At 72.3% G+C, this 15,267-nt stretch carries 15 protein-coding genes; 3 read left to right on the forward strand and 12 right to left on the reverse strand.

Annotated features, from left to right (window positions below; genetic code table 11):
• The coding region (locus VIU94_RS25225) for a response regulator transcription factor (protein WP_524540642.1) at positions 1–2,169 on the forward strand (2,169 nt) is incomplete at its 5' end.
• A gap of 49 nt (positions 2,170–2,218) precedes the next feature.
• On the opposite strand, the gene VIU94_RS25230 is transcribed toward VIU94_RS25225, so the two are convergent.
• From VIU94_RS25230 to VIU94_RS25265, 8 genes are all read right to left on the reverse strand, one after another.
• The gene (locus VIU94_RS25230) at positions 2,219–3,865 is read right to left on the reverse strand and encodes a long-chain fatty acid--CoA ligase (RefSeq protein ID WP_331914411.1); all 1,647 of its coding nucleotides are present in this window, start codon (positions 3,863–3,865) and stop codon (positions 2,219–2,221) included.
• Positions 3,866–3,986: 121 nt separating this feature from the next.
• On the reverse strand, positions 3,987–4,532 hold the full coding sequence (locus tag VIU94_RS25235; protein WP_331914413.1) for a SigE family RNA polymerase sigma factor: 546 nt from the start codon (positions 4,530–4,532) through the stop codon (positions 3,987–3,989).
• A gap of 211 nt (positions 4,533–4,743) precedes the next feature.
• Positions 4,744–5,913: a lipid-transfer protein gene (locus tag VIU94_RS25240; RefSeq protein WP_331914415.1), complete on the reverse strand. Its 1,170-nt coding sequence runs from the start codon at positions 5,911–5,913 to the stop codon at positions 4,744–4,746.
• Positions 5,910–6,305 carry a MaoC family dehydratase gene (locus VIU94_RS25245; protein WP_331914417.1) on the reverse strand — a complete coding sequence of 132 codons (396 nt, stop codon included), beginning with the start codon at positions 6,303–6,305 and terminating at the stop codon, positions 5,910–5,912. The genes VIU94_RS25240 and VIU94_RS25245 overlap by 4 nt, the downstream gene beginning before the upstream one ends.
• Positions 6,302–7,354 carry an acyl-CoA dehydrogenase family protein gene (locus VIU94_RS25250; RefSeq protein WP_331914419.1) on the reverse strand — a complete coding sequence of 351 codons (1,053 nt, stop codon included), beginning with the start codon at positions 7,352–7,354 and terminating at the stop codon, positions 6,302–6,304. Before VIU94_RS25250 ends, VIU94_RS25245 begins: the two co-directional genes overlap by 4 nt.
• A gap of 2 nt (positions 7,355–7,356) precedes the next feature.
• Entirely contained in the window at positions 7,357–8,283 is a 927-nt protein-coding gene (locus VIU94_RS25255; RefSeq protein ID WP_331914421.1) for a bifunctional MaoC family dehydratase N-terminal/OB-fold nucleic acid binding domain-containing protein, read from the reverse strand.
• Positions 8,280–9,446, reverse strand: coding sequence for an acyl-CoA dehydrogenase family protein (locus tag VIU94_RS25260; protein WP_331914423.1), 1,167 nt, complete (start codon positions 9,444–9,446; stop codon positions 8,280–8,282). The genes VIU94_RS25255 and VIU94_RS25260 overlap by 4 nt, the downstream gene beginning before the upstream one ends.
• A gap of 211 nt (positions 9,447–9,657) precedes the next feature.
• Positions 9,658–9,966 carry a hypothetical protein gene (locus tag VIU94_RS25265; RefSeq protein WP_331914425.1) on the reverse strand — a complete coding sequence of 103 codons (309 nt, stop codon included), beginning with the start codon at positions 9,964–9,966 and terminating at the stop codon, positions 9,658–9,660.
• 341 nt (positions 9,967–10,307) lie between these two features.
• Between VIU94_RS25265 and VIU94_RS25270 the strand changes: the two genes are divergently transcribed.
• Positions 10,308–11,219 (forward strand): bifunctional DNA primase/polymerase, encoded by a 912-nt coding sequence (locus VIU94_RS25270; RefSeq protein ID WP_331914427.1) that lies wholly within the window; start codon positions 10,308–10,310, stop codon positions 11,217–11,219.
• Positions 11,220–11,372: 153 nt separating this feature from the next.
• On the opposite strand, the gene VIU94_RS25275 is transcribed toward VIU94_RS25270, so the two are convergent.
• From VIU94_RS25275 to VIU94_RS25290, 4 genes are read right to left on the reverse strand one after another with little or no spacing between them, the layout of a single operon-like run.
• On the reverse strand, positions 11,373–12,551 hold the full coding sequence (locus VIU94_RS25275; RefSeq protein ID WP_331914429.1) for a tyrosine-type recombinase/integrase: 1,179 nt from the start codon (positions 12,549–12,551) through the stop codon (positions 11,373–11,375).
• Complete coding sequence (locus VIU94_RS25280; RefSeq protein WP_331914431.1) at positions 12,551–12,763, reverse strand: excisionase family DNA-binding protein; 213 nt, start codon at positions 12,761–12,763, stop codon at positions 12,551–12,553. The genes VIU94_RS25275 and VIU94_RS25280 overlap by 1 nt, the downstream gene beginning before the upstream one ends.
• Positions 12,764–12,765: 2 nt before the next feature.
• Positions 12,766–14,151, reverse strand: a complete 1,386-nt coding sequence (gene repSA / locus VIU94_RS25285) for a replication initiator protein RepSA (protein ID WP_331914437.1) — start codon at positions 14,149–14,151, stop codon at positions 12,766–12,768.
• Between the two features lie 35 nt (positions 14,152–14,186).
• Positions 14,187–14,702 carry a hypothetical protein gene (locus tag VIU94_RS25290; protein WP_331914433.1) on the reverse strand — a complete coding sequence of 172 codons (516 nt, stop codon included), beginning with the start codon at positions 14,700–14,702 and terminating at the stop codon, positions 14,187–14,189.
• A 178-nt stretch (positions 14,703–14,880) separates the two neighbouring features.
• Between VIU94_RS25290 and VIU94_RS25295 the strand changes: the two genes are divergently transcribed.
• Positions 14,881–15,240, forward strand: a complete 360-nt coding sequence (locus VIU94_RS25295) for a GntR family transcriptional regulator (RefSeq protein ID WP_331914435.1) — start codon at positions 14,881–14,883, stop codon at positions 15,238–15,240.
• Positions 15,241–15,267: the final 27 nt, after the last annotated feature.

Here is a 15,267-nt window from a genome sequence, read left to right on the forward strand (position 1 = left end):
CCCGCGACCCGCGGCCGCCGCGCCCGCCGCGGGTCCCAGGAGGCTCTGGCCCTCCCGCCGGCGCCTCCGGCGAACCCCCTGCCGACGCAGGCGACTCCGCCCACCACGGGGGTGCGAGCGATCCCGGGCCCGGCGGCTCTGGGCCCGGCCGGTACCTCGGCGGCGCCGAACGCGCTGGGTGCGGCCGGCGCCCCGGCGAGCCCGGTGACGGCAGGCACTCCCGGCGACCCGAACACCCAGGGCGGTACTGGCTTCCCGGCGGGCGCGGGTGCCGTGGGCACTCCCGGCGACCCGAACACCCAGGGCGGCACTGGCTTCCCGGCTGCCCCCGGTACCCCGCTTCCGGGCGCCTCAGGCGCTCCCGCCGACCCGCGCACGCCCGGCGCCCACGGCGGCAACGGCTACCCGACCGCTCCTGGCGGTCCGGCGACCCCCGATGCCGCTCCGGGCGACCCGAACACCCCTGGCACGCACAGCGGCAACGGCTACCCGGCCGCACCCGGCGGCACGATGGTCCCGGGTACTCCCGGTGCCCCGAACACCCCAGGCACCCCCGACGGCAACGCCTTCCCAGCCGCCCCCGGCGCCCCCGTTCCCGGTGCCGTCGCCCTCTCCGCGGGCCCGGGCGCCGCAGGCGCTCCCGGTTCGGCGAACACGCCCGGAACCCACGGCGGCAACGCCTTCCCGGCCGCCCCCGGCGTACCGGCTCCGGGTGCCACAGCCGGCCCCGCCGACCCGCGCACACCCGCCACCCACGGCGGCAACACCTTCCCCGCCGCCCCCGTCCCGAATCCCGCCGCTGCGGCCGAAGGCGCCGACGCCCCGCCCACCGGCCGTCGCCGCCGTGCCCTCGCCGGGGCCCAGGAAGGCGCGCGTGCAGCCTTCGCGTTGCCGCCTGCTGACGCCGACCGGCGCGACGGTGACGAGGGGCGGCATGACGCCGTGCGGGGGGAGCCGGACGAGGATCACACGCCGCCGCAGCCTCACCCCCTGCCTGCCGCGACCCGCGCCGTCGAGGAGACCCGCACCGGTTCCGTACCGCTGCCGCCCGCGCTGCCCATGCCCCCGGCCCCGGCCGTCGCGCAGCCGCTCCCCGCCGAGGCCCCGACCGGCGAGACGGCGCAGGGTCGGGCGTTCAGCGTGCGCACCCTCGGGCAGGGCGTGCCGTTCGCCCAGCAGATCGCCGCGCAGCAGAACGCCACCGGCCGCCGCCGCAGGCTCGCCACCCCGCCGGAGGACGACCGCCCGCTGCCGCTGCCCACCGCCGAGGCCAAGCCGCACCCCCAGCCCGTCCCGTCCAAGCTGACCCCGCCCGCCGAAGGCCGCGCGTACGCCATAGGAGCGCCGGACGAGGACGCCGACGAGGGCCCCGAGCCGCTCGACGGGCCCGGTGGCGCGGTCGAGGTGTCCAACCAGCCGGCCCCGCAGCCCGTCGACGACGAACTGCCCCCGGAGCCGCTCGACAACCCGCGCCGGCTGCTCGTCTGGCCCGCGCCGGACGTCTCCACCCAGCAGGCGCTCAGCGACCGCGGCTACCGGCCCGTGATCGTCCACTCCCGCGAGGAGGTCGACGCGCAGATCGCCGCCTTCCCGGCCGCGCTCTTCGTCGACCCGCTGACCGGGCCCATCACCCGCACCGCCCTCCAGTCCCTGCGCCAGGCGGCCGTCGCCGCCGAGGTGCCGGTGCTGCTCGCGGCCGGGCTCGGGCAGGCGACGCGGGAGGCCGCGTACGGCGCCGACCCCGCCGTACTGCTCAAGGCGCTCGCACCGCGCGACAGCGAGCAGCACCCGTCCCGGGTGCTGCTGATCGAGGAGCACGACGACATCGCGCACGCGCTGACCGCGACCCTCGAACGCCGCGGCATGCAGGTGGCGCGGGCCTCGGCGGACACCGACGCGGTGACGCTGGCCACCCAGACCCGGCCGAACCTCGTGGTGATGGACCTGATGCAGGTGCGCCGCCGCCGGGCCGGGATCATCGACTGGCTGCGCGCCAACGGCCAGTTGAACCGCACTCCGCTGGTCGTCTACACCTCCGCCGGGCTCGACGAGGAGGAGCTGCCCAAGCTCTCCTCGGGCGAGACCGTCCTCTTCCTCGCCGAGCGCTCCACCAGCGACGAGGTCCAGGCCCGGATCGTCGACCTGCTCGCGAAGATCGGCACCAACTAGCCCGCGGACACGGGCCGGTCGGTGCCGACTTCAGCGCCTTCCACCACTGCTACAGCTGCGTCACGTCCAGCTCCCCGTCCGCGTACTGCTTGCGAATGAGCTTCTTGTCGAACTTCCCGACGCTCGTCTTCGGCACCGCCGGGACGATCGTCCAGCGCTCCGGCAGCTGCCACTTGGCGATCGTCTCGCCGAGGAAGGTCCGCAGCGACGCGTAGTCGGCCGTCGCGCCGTCCTTGAGGACGACGGTCGCCAGCGGGCGCTCGCCCCACTTCTCGTCCGGCACGGCGACGACCGCCGCCTCCGCGACCTCCGGGTGCGCCATCAGCGCGTTCTCGAGTTCGACGCTGGAGATCCACTCGCCGCCGGACTTGATGACGTCCTTCGCGCGGTCGGTGAGCGTGAGGTAGCCGTCCGGGCTGATCACGCCGACATCGCCGGTGCGCAGCCAGCCGTCCGCGCTGAACTTGTCTTCTGGGACCAGCGGTTCGCCGTCCGAGCCGCCGTAGTACGCGGCCGCGATCCAGTTGCCGCGCACCTCCAGCTCGCCCGCCGACTCGCCGTCCCACGGAAGCACGTCGCCGCCGGGGGCGATCAGCCGGGCCTCGACGCCGGCCGGGAAGCGGCCCTGCGTGATGCGGTACGGCCACTCCTGCTCGGGCGTCAGGCCGGCCGGCGGGTGGGCCGTGGTGCCGAGCGGCGAGGTCTCCGTCATGCCCCAGGCGTGCACGAGGCGGACGCCCAGCTTGTCGTACGCCTCCATCAGGGCCGGCGGGCAGGCCGCGCCGCCGATGGTGACGGTGGCCATGCAGGAGATGTCGCGCGGGCGGGCGGTCACCTCTGCGAGCAGGCCCTGCCAGATGGTGGGGACGGCCGCCGCGTGGCAGGGCCGCTCCCGCTCGATCATCTCGGCGAGCGGCCCGGGCTGCAGGAAGCGGTCCGGCATCAGCATGTTGATGCCGGACATGAAGGTGGCGTGCGGCAGGCCCCAGGCGTTGACGTGGAACTGCGGGACGACGACCAGGGTCGTGTCCCTGTCCGTCAGGCCCATCGACTCGGTCATGTTCACCTGCATCGAGTGCAGGTAGAGCGAACGGTGCGAGTAGACGACGCCCTTGGGATCGCCGGTGGTGCCGGAGGTGTAGCACATCGCCGCGGCCTGCCGTTCGTCCAGCTCGGGCCAGTCGTACGCGGTGGGCCGGCCGGCTATCAGCTCCTCGTACTCGTGCACGCGGGCCGACGCGCCGTCGAGGACGGAGCGGTCACCGGGGCCGGAGACGACGACGTGCGCGACGCTCGGCAGGTGCGGCAGGAGCGGCGCGAGCAGCGGCAGCAGCGAGCCGTTGACGATCACGACCCGGTCGGCGGCGTGGTTGACGATCCAGGCCAACTGCTCGACGGGAAGACGGAGGTTGAGGGTGTGCAGGATCGCGCCCATGGACGGGATCGCGAAGTACGCCTCGACGTGCTCGGCGTTGTTCCACATGAGGGTCGCGACGCGGTCGTCCGCCCGGACGCCGAGTTCGTCGCGCAGGGCGTTGGCCAGCTGCGTCGCGCGGGCGCCCGCCTCGGCGAAGGAGCGACGCTGCGGCTCGGGCTCCCCCGTCCAGGTGGTGATGGTCGACTTCCCGTGGATCGACATCCCGTGCTGCAGGATGCGGGTCACGGTCAGCGGTACGTCCTGCATGGTGCTCAGCACGGCGTCCTCCCGGTGGGCGCTACGTGGCTAAAAAACGGTGTGCAGATTCTGCGCACATACCAAGCGGTATGTCACTACCCGGGAGTACAGGAATTGCCAGTGATCACTGGCCGAGTCGCGATCAGCGCACCGGCGTCAGCTCCGGATCCTCGCGGAGCTTGCCCAGCGCCCGGGAGACGGCGCTCTTCACCGTGCCGACGGACACCCCGAGCACCTCGGCCGTCTGGGCCTCGCTGAGATCCTCGTAGTACCTGAGGACGACCATGGCCCGCTGCCGGTCGGGGAGCTTCATCACCGCGCGCCACATCGCGTCGTGCAGCACCTGCTCCTCGGCCGGGTCCGGCTGCGGCAGCCCGAGCGGCTCCGGCAGCTCGTCGCAGGCGAACTCGTCGACCTTGCGTTTGCGCCACTGCGAGGTACGGGTGTTCACCAGCGCGCGGCGCACGTAGCCGTCCAGGGCGCGATGGTCCTCGATCCGCTCCCAGGCGACGAAGGTCTTGGCGAGCGCGGTCTGCAGCAGGTCCTCGGCGTCGCACGGGTTCGCGGTGAGCGAGCGCGCGGTGCGCAGCAGCACGGGCCCCCGGGCCCGTACGTACGACGAGAACGACGGGTATCCGGTGGCGGGCTTCGAGGCGCCGGCACAGACGGGACCGGGTGGCGGAGTCATACCTCCACGCTAGGAGCGGGTGCCGTACCCGGGGATCGGCCCCAGGTCCCGAACCCGGATCCGCCTCAGGTTGTAGGGGTGGGGACAGCCGGACCTCCTGAAGGTGGAGGGGCGGGTCAGGGTCGTCGGGGTCGGGGGGCCGGGCACGGAGGGGTCGGGGGGCAGGGGCCGGGGCCGTCCGCCGGTGCGCCCCATGGAGTCCCGCCCCGGCTCACGTCCCGTCCGCCCCCAGGATGAGCCCCGAGGTCGGTACGCCCGTGCCCGCCGTCACAAGCGTGCGCGCGGCCCCCGGCACCTGGTTCACGGAGGTGCCGCGCAGCTGCCGGACCGCCTCCGCGATCCCGTTCATCCCGTGCAGGTACGCCTCTCCCAGCTGGCCCCCGTGCGTGTTCAGCGGCAGCGCGTCCGCCGCGACGAAGTCCGCCGCCTCGCCCGGGCCGCAGAAGCCGAACTCCTCCAGCTGCATCAGCACGAACGGGGTGAAGTGGTCGTAGAGGATGCCCACATCGATCTCGCTCGGCGCGAGCCCCGAGCTCCGCCACAGCTGGCGGGCCACGACGCCCATCTCCGGCAGCCCGGTCAGCTCGTCCCGGTAGAAGCTGGTCATCGCCTCCTGGTTGCGCCCGGCCCCCTGCGCGGCCGCGACGATCACGGCGGGCGGCTGCCGCAGATCGCGGGCCCGCTCGGCGGACGTCACGACGATCGCCTGGCCGCCGTCCGTCTCCTGGCAGCAGTCGAGCAGCCGCAGCGGGTCGACGATCCAGCGGGAGGCCGCGTGGTCGGCGAGCGTGATCGGCTTGCCGTAGAAGTACGCGGCGGGGTTGCGGGCGGCGTGCCGCCGGTCGGTGACGGCGACATGGCCGAAGGCGTCGGGGGTCAGCCCGTACGCGTACAGGTAGCGCTGGGCGATCATCGCGACCCAGGACGCGGGCGTGAGCAGCCCGTACGGCAGCTGCCAGCCGAGCGCCGCGCCCTCGGCGGACGGCTCCCGCTGCTGCACCCCGGAGCCGAAGCGGCGGCCCGAGCGCTCGTTGAAGGCGCGGTAGCAGACGACGACCTCGGCGACCCCGGTCGCCACGGCGAGCGCCGCCTGCTGGACGGTGGCGCAGGCCGCCCCGCCGCCGTAGTGGACGCGGGAGAAGAAGGACAGCTCGCCGATGCCGGCCGCCTGCGCGACGGTGATCTCGGGGCTGGTGTCCATGGAGAAGGTGACCATGCCGTCGACGTCGGCGGGGGCGAGCCCGGCGTCGTCCAGGGCCGCGTGCACGGCCTCCACGGCCAGCTTCAGCTCGCTGCGGCCGGAGTCCTTGGAGAACTCGGTGGCCCCGATGCCCACGACGGCCGCCCGCCCGCCCAACGAGTCCCGCCCGCGCACGCTCATCGGGGGACCCCCGCGGAGACGGTGACGGTGACCGTGCCGGTGACGTGGCGCCCGAGCCGGTTGGCCCCGACCACGCGTACCTGCGCCGTGTCTCCGTCGACCTCGGTGACCGTGCCGGTCAACGTCATCGTGTCCCCCGGGTAGTTGGGCGCGCCGAGCCGGATCGCCACCTTGCGCAGGACCGCGCGGGGGCCGAAGCAGTCGGTGATGTAGCGGCCGACCAGCCCGTTGGTGGTGAGGATGTTCATGAAGATGTCCGGGGAGCCCTTCTCACGGGCCAGTTCGGCGTCGTGGTGCACGTCCTGGTAGTCGCGGGAGGCGACGGCCCCGGCGACGATCAGCGTGCGGGTCAGCGGGATGGTCAGCGGCGGCAGCTCGTCCCCGGCCTTCATGCCGTCTCTCCGTTCGGGGTGATTTCTTCGGCCAGCAGGTCGCCCAGCTCCTGGAGCAGTTCGGCCCCACAGCCCAGGTACGCGTCGAGCTGCCGGCCCCAGAGGAAGTGCCGGTGCACCGGGTGGTCGAGGTCCGCGCCCGTGCCGCCGTGCAGATGCTGGCCGGCGTGCACGACCCGCTTGCCCGCCTCGGACGCCCACCACGCCGCGGTCAGCGCCTGCTCGGAGCAGGGCAGCCCCGCGTCGTGCCGCCAGGCGGCCTCGTACGCGGTGACCCGGATCGCCTCGGTGTCCATGTACGCGTCCGCCGCACGGAGTTGGACGCCCTGCCGGGTGGCGAGCGGCCGCCCGAACTGCTCGCGGGTGTTGGCGTGGTCGACGGCACGGGCGAGCGAGCCCGCGCAGACGCCCGCCTGCAGTCCGGCGAAGGCGATGCGGGCGAGGGCGAGCACGTCGTCGTACGCCTCGGGCCCGCCGAGCCGCTCGCCGGGCGCGCTGTCCAGGAGCAGCCGCCCCGCCGACCAGGGGGCGGTCAGCTCGACGGGCTCGACGACCGCGTCCGCGGTGCGGATGAGCCAGAGCGCCCGCTCCTCGTCCGGTACGAGGACGTGGGTGGCGTCCCGCAGCCAGGGCGCCCAGGGCACCTCGCCGGTCAGCCGCCCGTCCGCGCCGATGCCGCCGTCGCCCCGGTCGGCGCGGGCCGGGAAGGCCCCGGTCGCGACGGCCGAGCCGTCCCGCAGCGCGGGCAGCAGCCGGGCGCGCTGCTCGGCGGTGCCGTGCCGGGCGACGGCGAGGATCCCGTACACGCTGCTCGCCGCGAACGGCGTCTGGGCGGTCGCCCGGCCCTGCTCCTCCAGGAGCAGCACGAGGCCGAGCAGCCCGATCTCCTCGACGGCGGCCGGCAGCCCGGCCGCGCACAACGCCTTCCACAGCTCGGCGTCGACGCCGGCGCCGGCCGCCGCGAGGCGCTCGGGCGTGGCCAGGTCGCCGAAGATCCGGGCCGCCAGCTCCCGGGCCGCGGCCTGCTCCTCCGTGGGCGTGAAGTCCATGGTCAGCCCTCCCCTCCGGACAGTCCGTCGAGCGCCCGGAACACGGGCAGCTCCAACTCCTCGTCGTACCGCCGGAATTCGAGCCGTACGGGCATCCCGATCCGCACCTTGTCGTACGGCACGCCGACGACATTGGCGATCATCCGCACGCCCTCGGCCAGTTCGATCAGCCCGACCGCGTAGGGCGGATCGAAAGCCGGGAAGGGCGGGTGGTGCATGACGACGTACGAGTAGACGACGCCGTCCCCGCTCGCCTCGACCGTGTCCCAGTCCTGGCCGCCGCACACGTTGCAGCCGGGCAGCCAGGGGAAGCGGAGCGCGGCGCAGGCGGTGCAGCGCTGGATGAGGAGACGGTGGTCGGCGACGCCGTCCCAGAACCCGGCGTTGTCCCGGTTGACGACGGGTCGGGGGCGCTTGGCCGCGGGCTTCGGCTTCTTGGCCGCGGGGGCGTACTTGAGGACGCGGAACCGGTGCGTGCCGGCGAGCTCGCCGTTCGCGCGGACGTCCATGCGCGTCGTGACGAAGTGGCCGGTGCCGAGCTTGGTCGTCTTGCGCGGCGAGACGGACTCGATCACGGAGTCGAAGGTGATCACGTCGCCGGGTCGCAGCGGCCGCAGGTACTCCTGCTCGCAGTCGGTCGCGACGATGGAGGTGTAGCCCGCTTCGTCGAGCAGCGCGGACATCTCGTCGTACGCGGAGGAGCCGTCGCTGTGCCCGGACAGGCCGCCCATCGTCCAGGCCTGGAGCATGGTCGGCGGCGCGACGGCGTCGGGCCCGGCGTACGCGGGGTGGGCGTCGCCCATGGCCTCGCACCAGTGCCGGATCATGGGCGCGTTGACGGGGTCCTTGCCGCGCCCGGCGGTGGTGTTGGGCCGGCCTTCGAAGCCCTTGAGCCGCTCGTACAGCGGATCGGCGCCGGTGTCCGTCATCGCCGCCCCCTCGTCCGCATCCCGAGCCGCATGGTGGCGACGATCTCCCGCTGGACCTCGCTCACCCCGCCGCCGAAGGTGTTGATCTGCGCGGCGCGGTTCATCCGCTCCAACTCGCCGTCCCCGAGCGCGCCGGGCGACCCGGCCCGGACGAGCGCCGCGTCGCCCGCGATCTCCTGGCACATCCGGTACACCTCGACCGCGGACTCGGTGCCCGCGAACTTCACCCCGCTCGCGTCGCCGGGGAGCAGCCGGCCGGCCCCCACGTCGCCGACGAGCCGCCAGTTGAGCAGCCGGGTGGCGGCGAGCCGGGCATGCGCCTCGGCGGCCCGGGCGCGTACCCACGGCTGGTCGATGCGGCGCCGGCCGGTGACGGGGTCGGGGGTGCGGGCGGCGGCGAGCGCGGCCTCGTAGAAGTCCTCGGCCTGCATGCCGATGGCGGCGAGGGCGACGCGTTCGTGGTTGAGCTGGTTGGTGATCAGCCCCCAGCCGGCGTTCTCCTCGCCGACCAGGTTTCCGGCGGGGACGCGGATGGAGTCGTAGTACGTCGCGGTGGTCGTCAGGCCGCCGACGGTGTCGATCGGCGTCCAGGAGAAGCCGGGCGCGTCGGTGGGGACGAGAACGATGGAGATGCCGCGGTGCGGGGGCGCGTCGGGGTCGGTGCGGCAGGCGAGCCAGATCCAGTCTGCGTTCTGGGCGTTGGAGGTGAAGATCTTCTGCCCGTCGATCAGCCAGGACTCGCCGTCGCGCACGGCTCGGGTGCGGAGCGAGGCGAGGTCGGTGCCGGCCTCGGGCTCGCTGTAGCCGATGGCGAAGACGGTCTCGCCGCGCAGGATGCGGGGGAGGAAGTAGGCCTTCTGCTGGTCGGTGCCGTACTTCATGAGGGTGGGGCCGACGGTGTTGAGGGTGACCATGGAGACGGGCGCGCCGGCCCGGTAGGCCTCGTCGAAGAAGACGAACTGCTCGTCGGGCCCGCGGCCCTGGCCGCCGTACTCCTCCGGCCACCCGAGGCCGAGCCGGCCGTCGGCGCCGATGCGGCGCAGCAGCCGGCGCTGGGCGGCGGCGTCGCGGGGGTCCGGGGGGCCGTCGGGCATGAGCGCGCGGAAGTACGCGCGGAGCTCGGCGCGCAGCCGCAGCTGCCGCTCGGTCGGGGCGAGGTGCACGGCGCGGGCCTCCCGGGTGGCTCTCCGATCAGGGTTTCTGACTGTCCGTCAGATACGGGGACCCTGTCAAGAGATCGGGGAGAGGCGACGGAACGAGGAGTGCGGGGACGGCGACGGCCCGCGCGCCGATACCGAAGTACCGCCGCGCGGGCCGCCGTTCACCCCCGCCGTCATGCCCCCCGTCGGGCCGGACCGATGGTTCTCGGTCCTGCTACCACCACAGCGGGTAGAACGTGACGTTCGTGTTGTCCTGGTCGATCGCGGTGAAGGCCGAGCCGTTCACGCTGGCGATGTTGCTCTGGTTGGAGGCGCCGGAGCCGGTGGCGACCTGCTGACTGGTGGTCGAGTTGCCGAAGTTGTCGCCGCCCACGCCGCTGCCGACGATCGAGGCCACGCTGGTGTTCGATCCGTCGTCCGCGAATCCGCCGTTGTCGGCCTGAGCGACTCCGCTGAAGATCGCGGCGGCGAGGGGCAGGGCGGCGACGGCGGCGATGACGCGGGCGGTACGGATGCTTGCCATGTTCATTTCCTCCAGGAACGCGGTGCAGAACTGCTTGCACTCGGCAGAAGTACGGCTTGTTCCAAGGCAGTTGGCCGACCGCCTCGGTCGATCTTCACGACGTCGCGAGTTCAGAATTGCCCACCGAATCCCCGGCGAACCACCCTGGAGGGGCCGATTCCCCCGCAAGCGTGAGGACAAGTAGATAAACACCCTTCTCGCTCCCGAAGCCGCAGCTCAGAGGGGTGTGGGCGGCGAAACCGGCGTGGCGGCGGGTCGCCGCAAGGGGGGAAGCGTTCCGGCAGATTTTCAGCCAATCTCCCCCGCTTCCCTTATTCGAATGCATGTACGAAACTGAATCCATGGCCACCTCCGACCGGCAGACCGCCACCCTGGCCCTGGCCCACGCGCTGTCCGCGGCAGAGCGCGGGCTCCCCGTCATCCCGCTGTCCCCCACGAAGCTCCCGGCGCTGCGCTCGCCGCACCACGAGGACCCCCCGGGCTCGGCCCGCTGCCGCGGCGAATGCGGCCTGCTCGGGCACGGCGTGCACGACGCGACGGCCGACCCGGCGGGGGTACGCGCGCTGTTCGCGGCCGCGCCCTGGGCGACGGGGTACGGCATCGCGTGCGGCCGGCCGCCGCACCACTTGATCGGCGTGGACCTCGACACGAAGGGGGAGACGGACGCGGTGACAGCGCTCCGTGAACTAGCCCTCCGCCACCTGTTCACCCTGCCGCAGACGGTCACGGTCCTCACGCCGAGCGGCGGCCGCCACCTGTGGCTGACCGGCCCGCCGGAGGTGGTCGTCCCGAACTCGGCGGGCCGGCTCGCGCCCGGCATCGACATCCGCGGCGCGGGCGGCTACCTGGTCGGCCCGGGCTCGGTCACCGCGCACGGCGCGTACCGCCTGGCCGAAGGCACCGCACACCTGCACCCGGCCCCCTGCCCGCAGGCACTCCTCACCCTCATCGCCCCACCACCGCGCCCCCACAACCGGGCTCATGGGGCCCGCCCGACCCGCGGCGAAGGCCTGATCAACTTCGTCCGCGCAGCCCAAGAGGGCCAACGCAACACCCGCTTGTTCTGGGCCGCCTGCCGCGCCTACGAAAACGGCCTGGGCGAAACCCTCGCTCTCCCTCTGATCGCCGCCGCCACCCAAACCGGCCTCACCCAAGAGGAAGCAGAAGCCACCCTCGCCTCAGCCGCCCGCCTCACAGGGCCTCCAACTACCGCCCCCACCACGGACCCCGACGATCCGCGCACGCATCACTGAGGCACCCGGACAACACGACGGCCCCCGACCGGATCATCCGGTCGGGGGCCGTGCGAGGAGCGGTGGGTGTGGGATTTGAACCCACGGTGACTCGCGCCACGACGGTTTTCAAGACCTTTCGCCGATCAAGGCCGGTCAGCGCTCCGCCGCAGGTCAGACGCGTGCGGGGACACCGGCGGAGCCGTCGTCATCGTCGTCGTGCCCCTTGCGTGCCCCATCGGCGTTCTCGTGTCCTTCGAGCCAGGCGTCAGAGGCGGTGGCCACCTCAGCGTCTCGGCCGGCCACGGGTCGGGCGTAGTGCCGGGTGGTGACGCTCGCGTTCGAGTGGCCGAGCCGGTGAGCCGCAGTCATCACGCCGTACTGATCGGCGACCCAGGTGCCGTGGGACGCTCGGAGGTCGTGTGGGGTGACGCCCGAGAGACCGGCCGCAGCGACCGCAGGGTCAAAGTGCGCCTTGCGCCACTGGTTGTAGCGCAACGGCCGACCGAAGCTGTTCGTGAAGAGCAGCGCATCGTCACCGCCGGGCAACGTGTCGAGGTAGTCACCCAGCCGCTTCGTCAACGTCGGTGCCAGCGTCAAGACGCGCTTCTGATGCGACTTCGGCGTATCGAAGACGAGGGCCCCGTTCGCCTCGGCGAGGTTCTCGTCCACCACGAGCAGGCAGCCCGCTACGTCGACATCCATACGCCTGAGCGCGAACGCCTCCCCGACGCGAAGGCCGGCGAAGGCGAGCAGAGCGATCAGCAGATTGTGCGGCGTGCTGGCACTGCGGACGATCCGGGACGCCTCGATCTGAGTCAGGATGTGCGGCTCGGTCTGCGGCATCCGGGGAAGACGCACACCGCGACAAGGGGTCTGCGCGATCAGGTCGTTGTCGACGGCCGAGGCCATGACCTGAGAGAGCACCCGGTACGCCTGCCGAATACGCGAAGCACTGAGCCCGGCACCCTTCATGTCGGCGATCCACTCAGCCACAGTGATCGGTCGGAGGCTGGCCAGTTCCCGGTCACCGAGCGCGGGATTGATCCGCGACTCGATCAGTGACCGGTACGACGCCTGCGTCTTGTGCTTGAGCTGGGGAGCTACCGCAGCCAGCCAGCGAGCCGCCCAGTCCCGCACGGTGGTCGCACCCTCCGCCGGGTCGATCCAGCGCCCTTCCTCGATCTCCACGCGCTTCTTGGCTAACCAGAGATCCGCGTCGGTCGTGGTGGCGAAGGTCCGGTCAGCAGGGCGAAGGACTCCGTCAGGGCCGGGGTAGCGCGCCTGGAAGCGGCCTGAGGGCAGCTTGCGCACCCGTCCGAAGCCCCGGCGGGACTTCCGCTTGCGAGCCATCAGGCAGCCCTCCTCAGCCGGGCCACCGGCCGGATGGTGACCGGCTCGATGGTGTTGACCGCAACGAAGGAGGCAACGGCGCTCTCGGGGATGCGGACGTGCCGGCCAACCTTCACGAAGGTGATCCGGCGTTCCTCGATCAGCCGCCGAGGGAACCGGACGGTGGTGCCCAGGAGTTCGGCGACCTGATCAACTGTGAGCAGTCGGTCCATGGTCACCACTCCCCCATGGTGTCGGTGGCTTCGAGTTCGGCGCAGGCTTCACGTGCGGTGTCGCGGTTGGTCTGGATGTCGCGTGCGATGCTTTCGGCGAGCCAGGACTCACCGGGCGTGTGGCCGTGTCCCGCGTAGGACCAATGGGCGATCACGAGCGTGGAGCCCTCCGCTTCGTCGGGGTCGGGCAGGCCGCGTTCGCGTCGCTCCTGGGCGGCGCGGTAGTCGGCGCGGGTCTGACGGAGCGCGCCGAGGGTGGTGGAGTAGCGGCGCGACTTGGTGGAGAAGTGGCCACGGAAGCCGAGCATGTGCGACCAGCGGGCCAACATCCGATCCGGGTAAGCCGCGTCCAGGTCCCAACAGGCCGCGATCAGACGGCGGGTGTGGTCGGGCAAGCCGGGCAGCTTGTCGAGTTCGGCGCGTTCGCCGATGCGGCGGTCGACGGTGCCGGTGCTCTCGGCGGCCTTGGTCGCGTACTTGGCGACGTACGAGGCAACGGCCTGTTCGGTCAGCTCCTCATGTCCGAGCGCGCCGATGGGCTGCACGTCGACCTGAGTGCCCCACGTGAGCGTGCGGGCGGGGTGTTCCCCGGTGGCGGGGACGGTGACGGCGACGCGGGCGGCAGCGGTCCTGATGGCGTCATCCAGGAGGCCGACAGTGGCCCAGGCGGGCGGGGCGGTGTCTGGACCGTCGGGCCCGTCGAGGCGCACGACCGAGTGGAAGTGGATAGCTCCGCGCTTCTGGAACTCGGCGACCTTCCCGAAGGAGACTCGGCAGGCGTCGGCGAGGGCCCGTTGGGTGAGTCCGGCGCGGGCGGCAATCTCGCGACGCAGGTAGATCGTGAACCGCTGCCACAACTGGCCTGCGTGGTTGTTCCACAGCACCGCGCCCGCGTAGTCGTAGCGGTCCGGGCGGATGGCGGTGCCGAGGGCCGGGGCGTTCTCGGCGTGGGCGGTGCCGCAGCGGCAGCGGCCGGACGCCGGCCGGTTGTGCACCGGGCCGAAGGACGGGGCGGTCAGCGTTGCGAAGACCCGAGGGTGATCCCGGACGGTGGCCGGGACGTCCTTGCGGTCGTCGCCGCTGATCCCGGCCCGGATCAGGTGGTAGGTGTCCCCCGCGTATGTCCAAGCGCACGAGGGGCACCGGGAGGCCCGCCGGTTGCCGCAGGCGACCCGTAACCGGCCGCCGGGCTCATCAGCAGTCGAGTACGAATACAGGACGTCGCCGGTCTTGCGGTCACGGGTGACGGTGGTGCCGGTCAGGTGGATCGGGTCCGAGCAGCCGCCCGTACGCCGAACCTGTTCCTGCCACCGGTCGAAGCCGGGCGTGGAGGCGACCCGCAGGAGGTCGGCGAGCGTGAGGGGGTCGGTGCCCACAGCCGCCGCCATGGGAGCGACGGCGGCCGGGGAAACGGGCAGGTGGGTCACGCAGCCACCTCCAGGACGACGGGGGCCGGGCGACCGGTGGGGTTGTGGCCGGGGCAGGCGATGTCCTTGATCCAGCCCGTGCCGCCGCAGAGGCAAGCGCCCTCCACCTTGGGCGTCCGCCGGTCCATCGCCTCCTGCGTCATGTCCAGGCCCGAGCAGACCGTGAACGATGTGGCGATCTGCTCGGCTCGGTCGAGGCGGCGGGCGTTGGGGAAGCGTGTCTGGTTGGCTCCGCGCTGATCGTCCGTGGTCAGGTCGGCCAGCCACAGCAGCCGGTAGCCGTAGAGGTAGGCAGCCGAGCGGTACAGCTCTTCCAGACCCAGCCGGATCGCGCCCTGAATGATCCACGCGGCAACCGCCCTGTCGTCACGCCGCTCCCGGCGAACGCTGGTCGGCATGTCGGACGCGTACAGGGCAACAGCCCTCTCCATGTTCGACAGGTCCTCAACCGAGATCGTCAGCGAGCGGGATTCGGCGGGCGAGATGTGGGCGGCGATGAGCGTTGCGGGCATGATGGAAGCTCCCTTCACGGGGACTGAGAGGGCGGCACATCTGCTTGGCGGTAGGGGTGCCGCCCTCTCGCTAGATGAAGTTCTCTAACTTCTCTTGTGTTACCTAGATTAGTTGTCGCCCGACTGAACGCAAGCCCTTGGGGCAGATTTCTTTAGATGACTTAGGTAACCTGGGTTTGTGACTGTGAGCCCGGACGACCCCCGTAGCGCATACGCGCAGGTAGCCGACGACCTTCGACGGAAGATTGCCGCCGGAGGGCTGAAGGCCGGGCAGCGTCTCGACGGAAACGCGAAGCTGGCCGAGCGGTACGGCGTTGCCGCGATGACCGTCCGGCACGCACTCGACATCCTTCGGGATGAGGGCTTGATCGTCAGCCAGCAGGGACGTGGGACATTCGTGGCCAGCGACCCGCCGAACGTCGAGACTTCGGAGCGGGATCGTCAGTTGGGCGATGAGCTCTCAGAGATCAAGGCCGCCTTGGATCTGATCAACTCGCGGCTCGATCGCCTCGAAGGTCAGGTCCGCGAGCGCCCGTAACCGAGGCCGTGACCCTGTCCACGCGTT

The organism is Streptomyces sp. (assembly GCF_036566765.1).
Classification (GTDB): Bacteria; Actinomycetota; Actinomycetes; order Streptomycetales; family Streptomycetaceae; genus Streptomyces.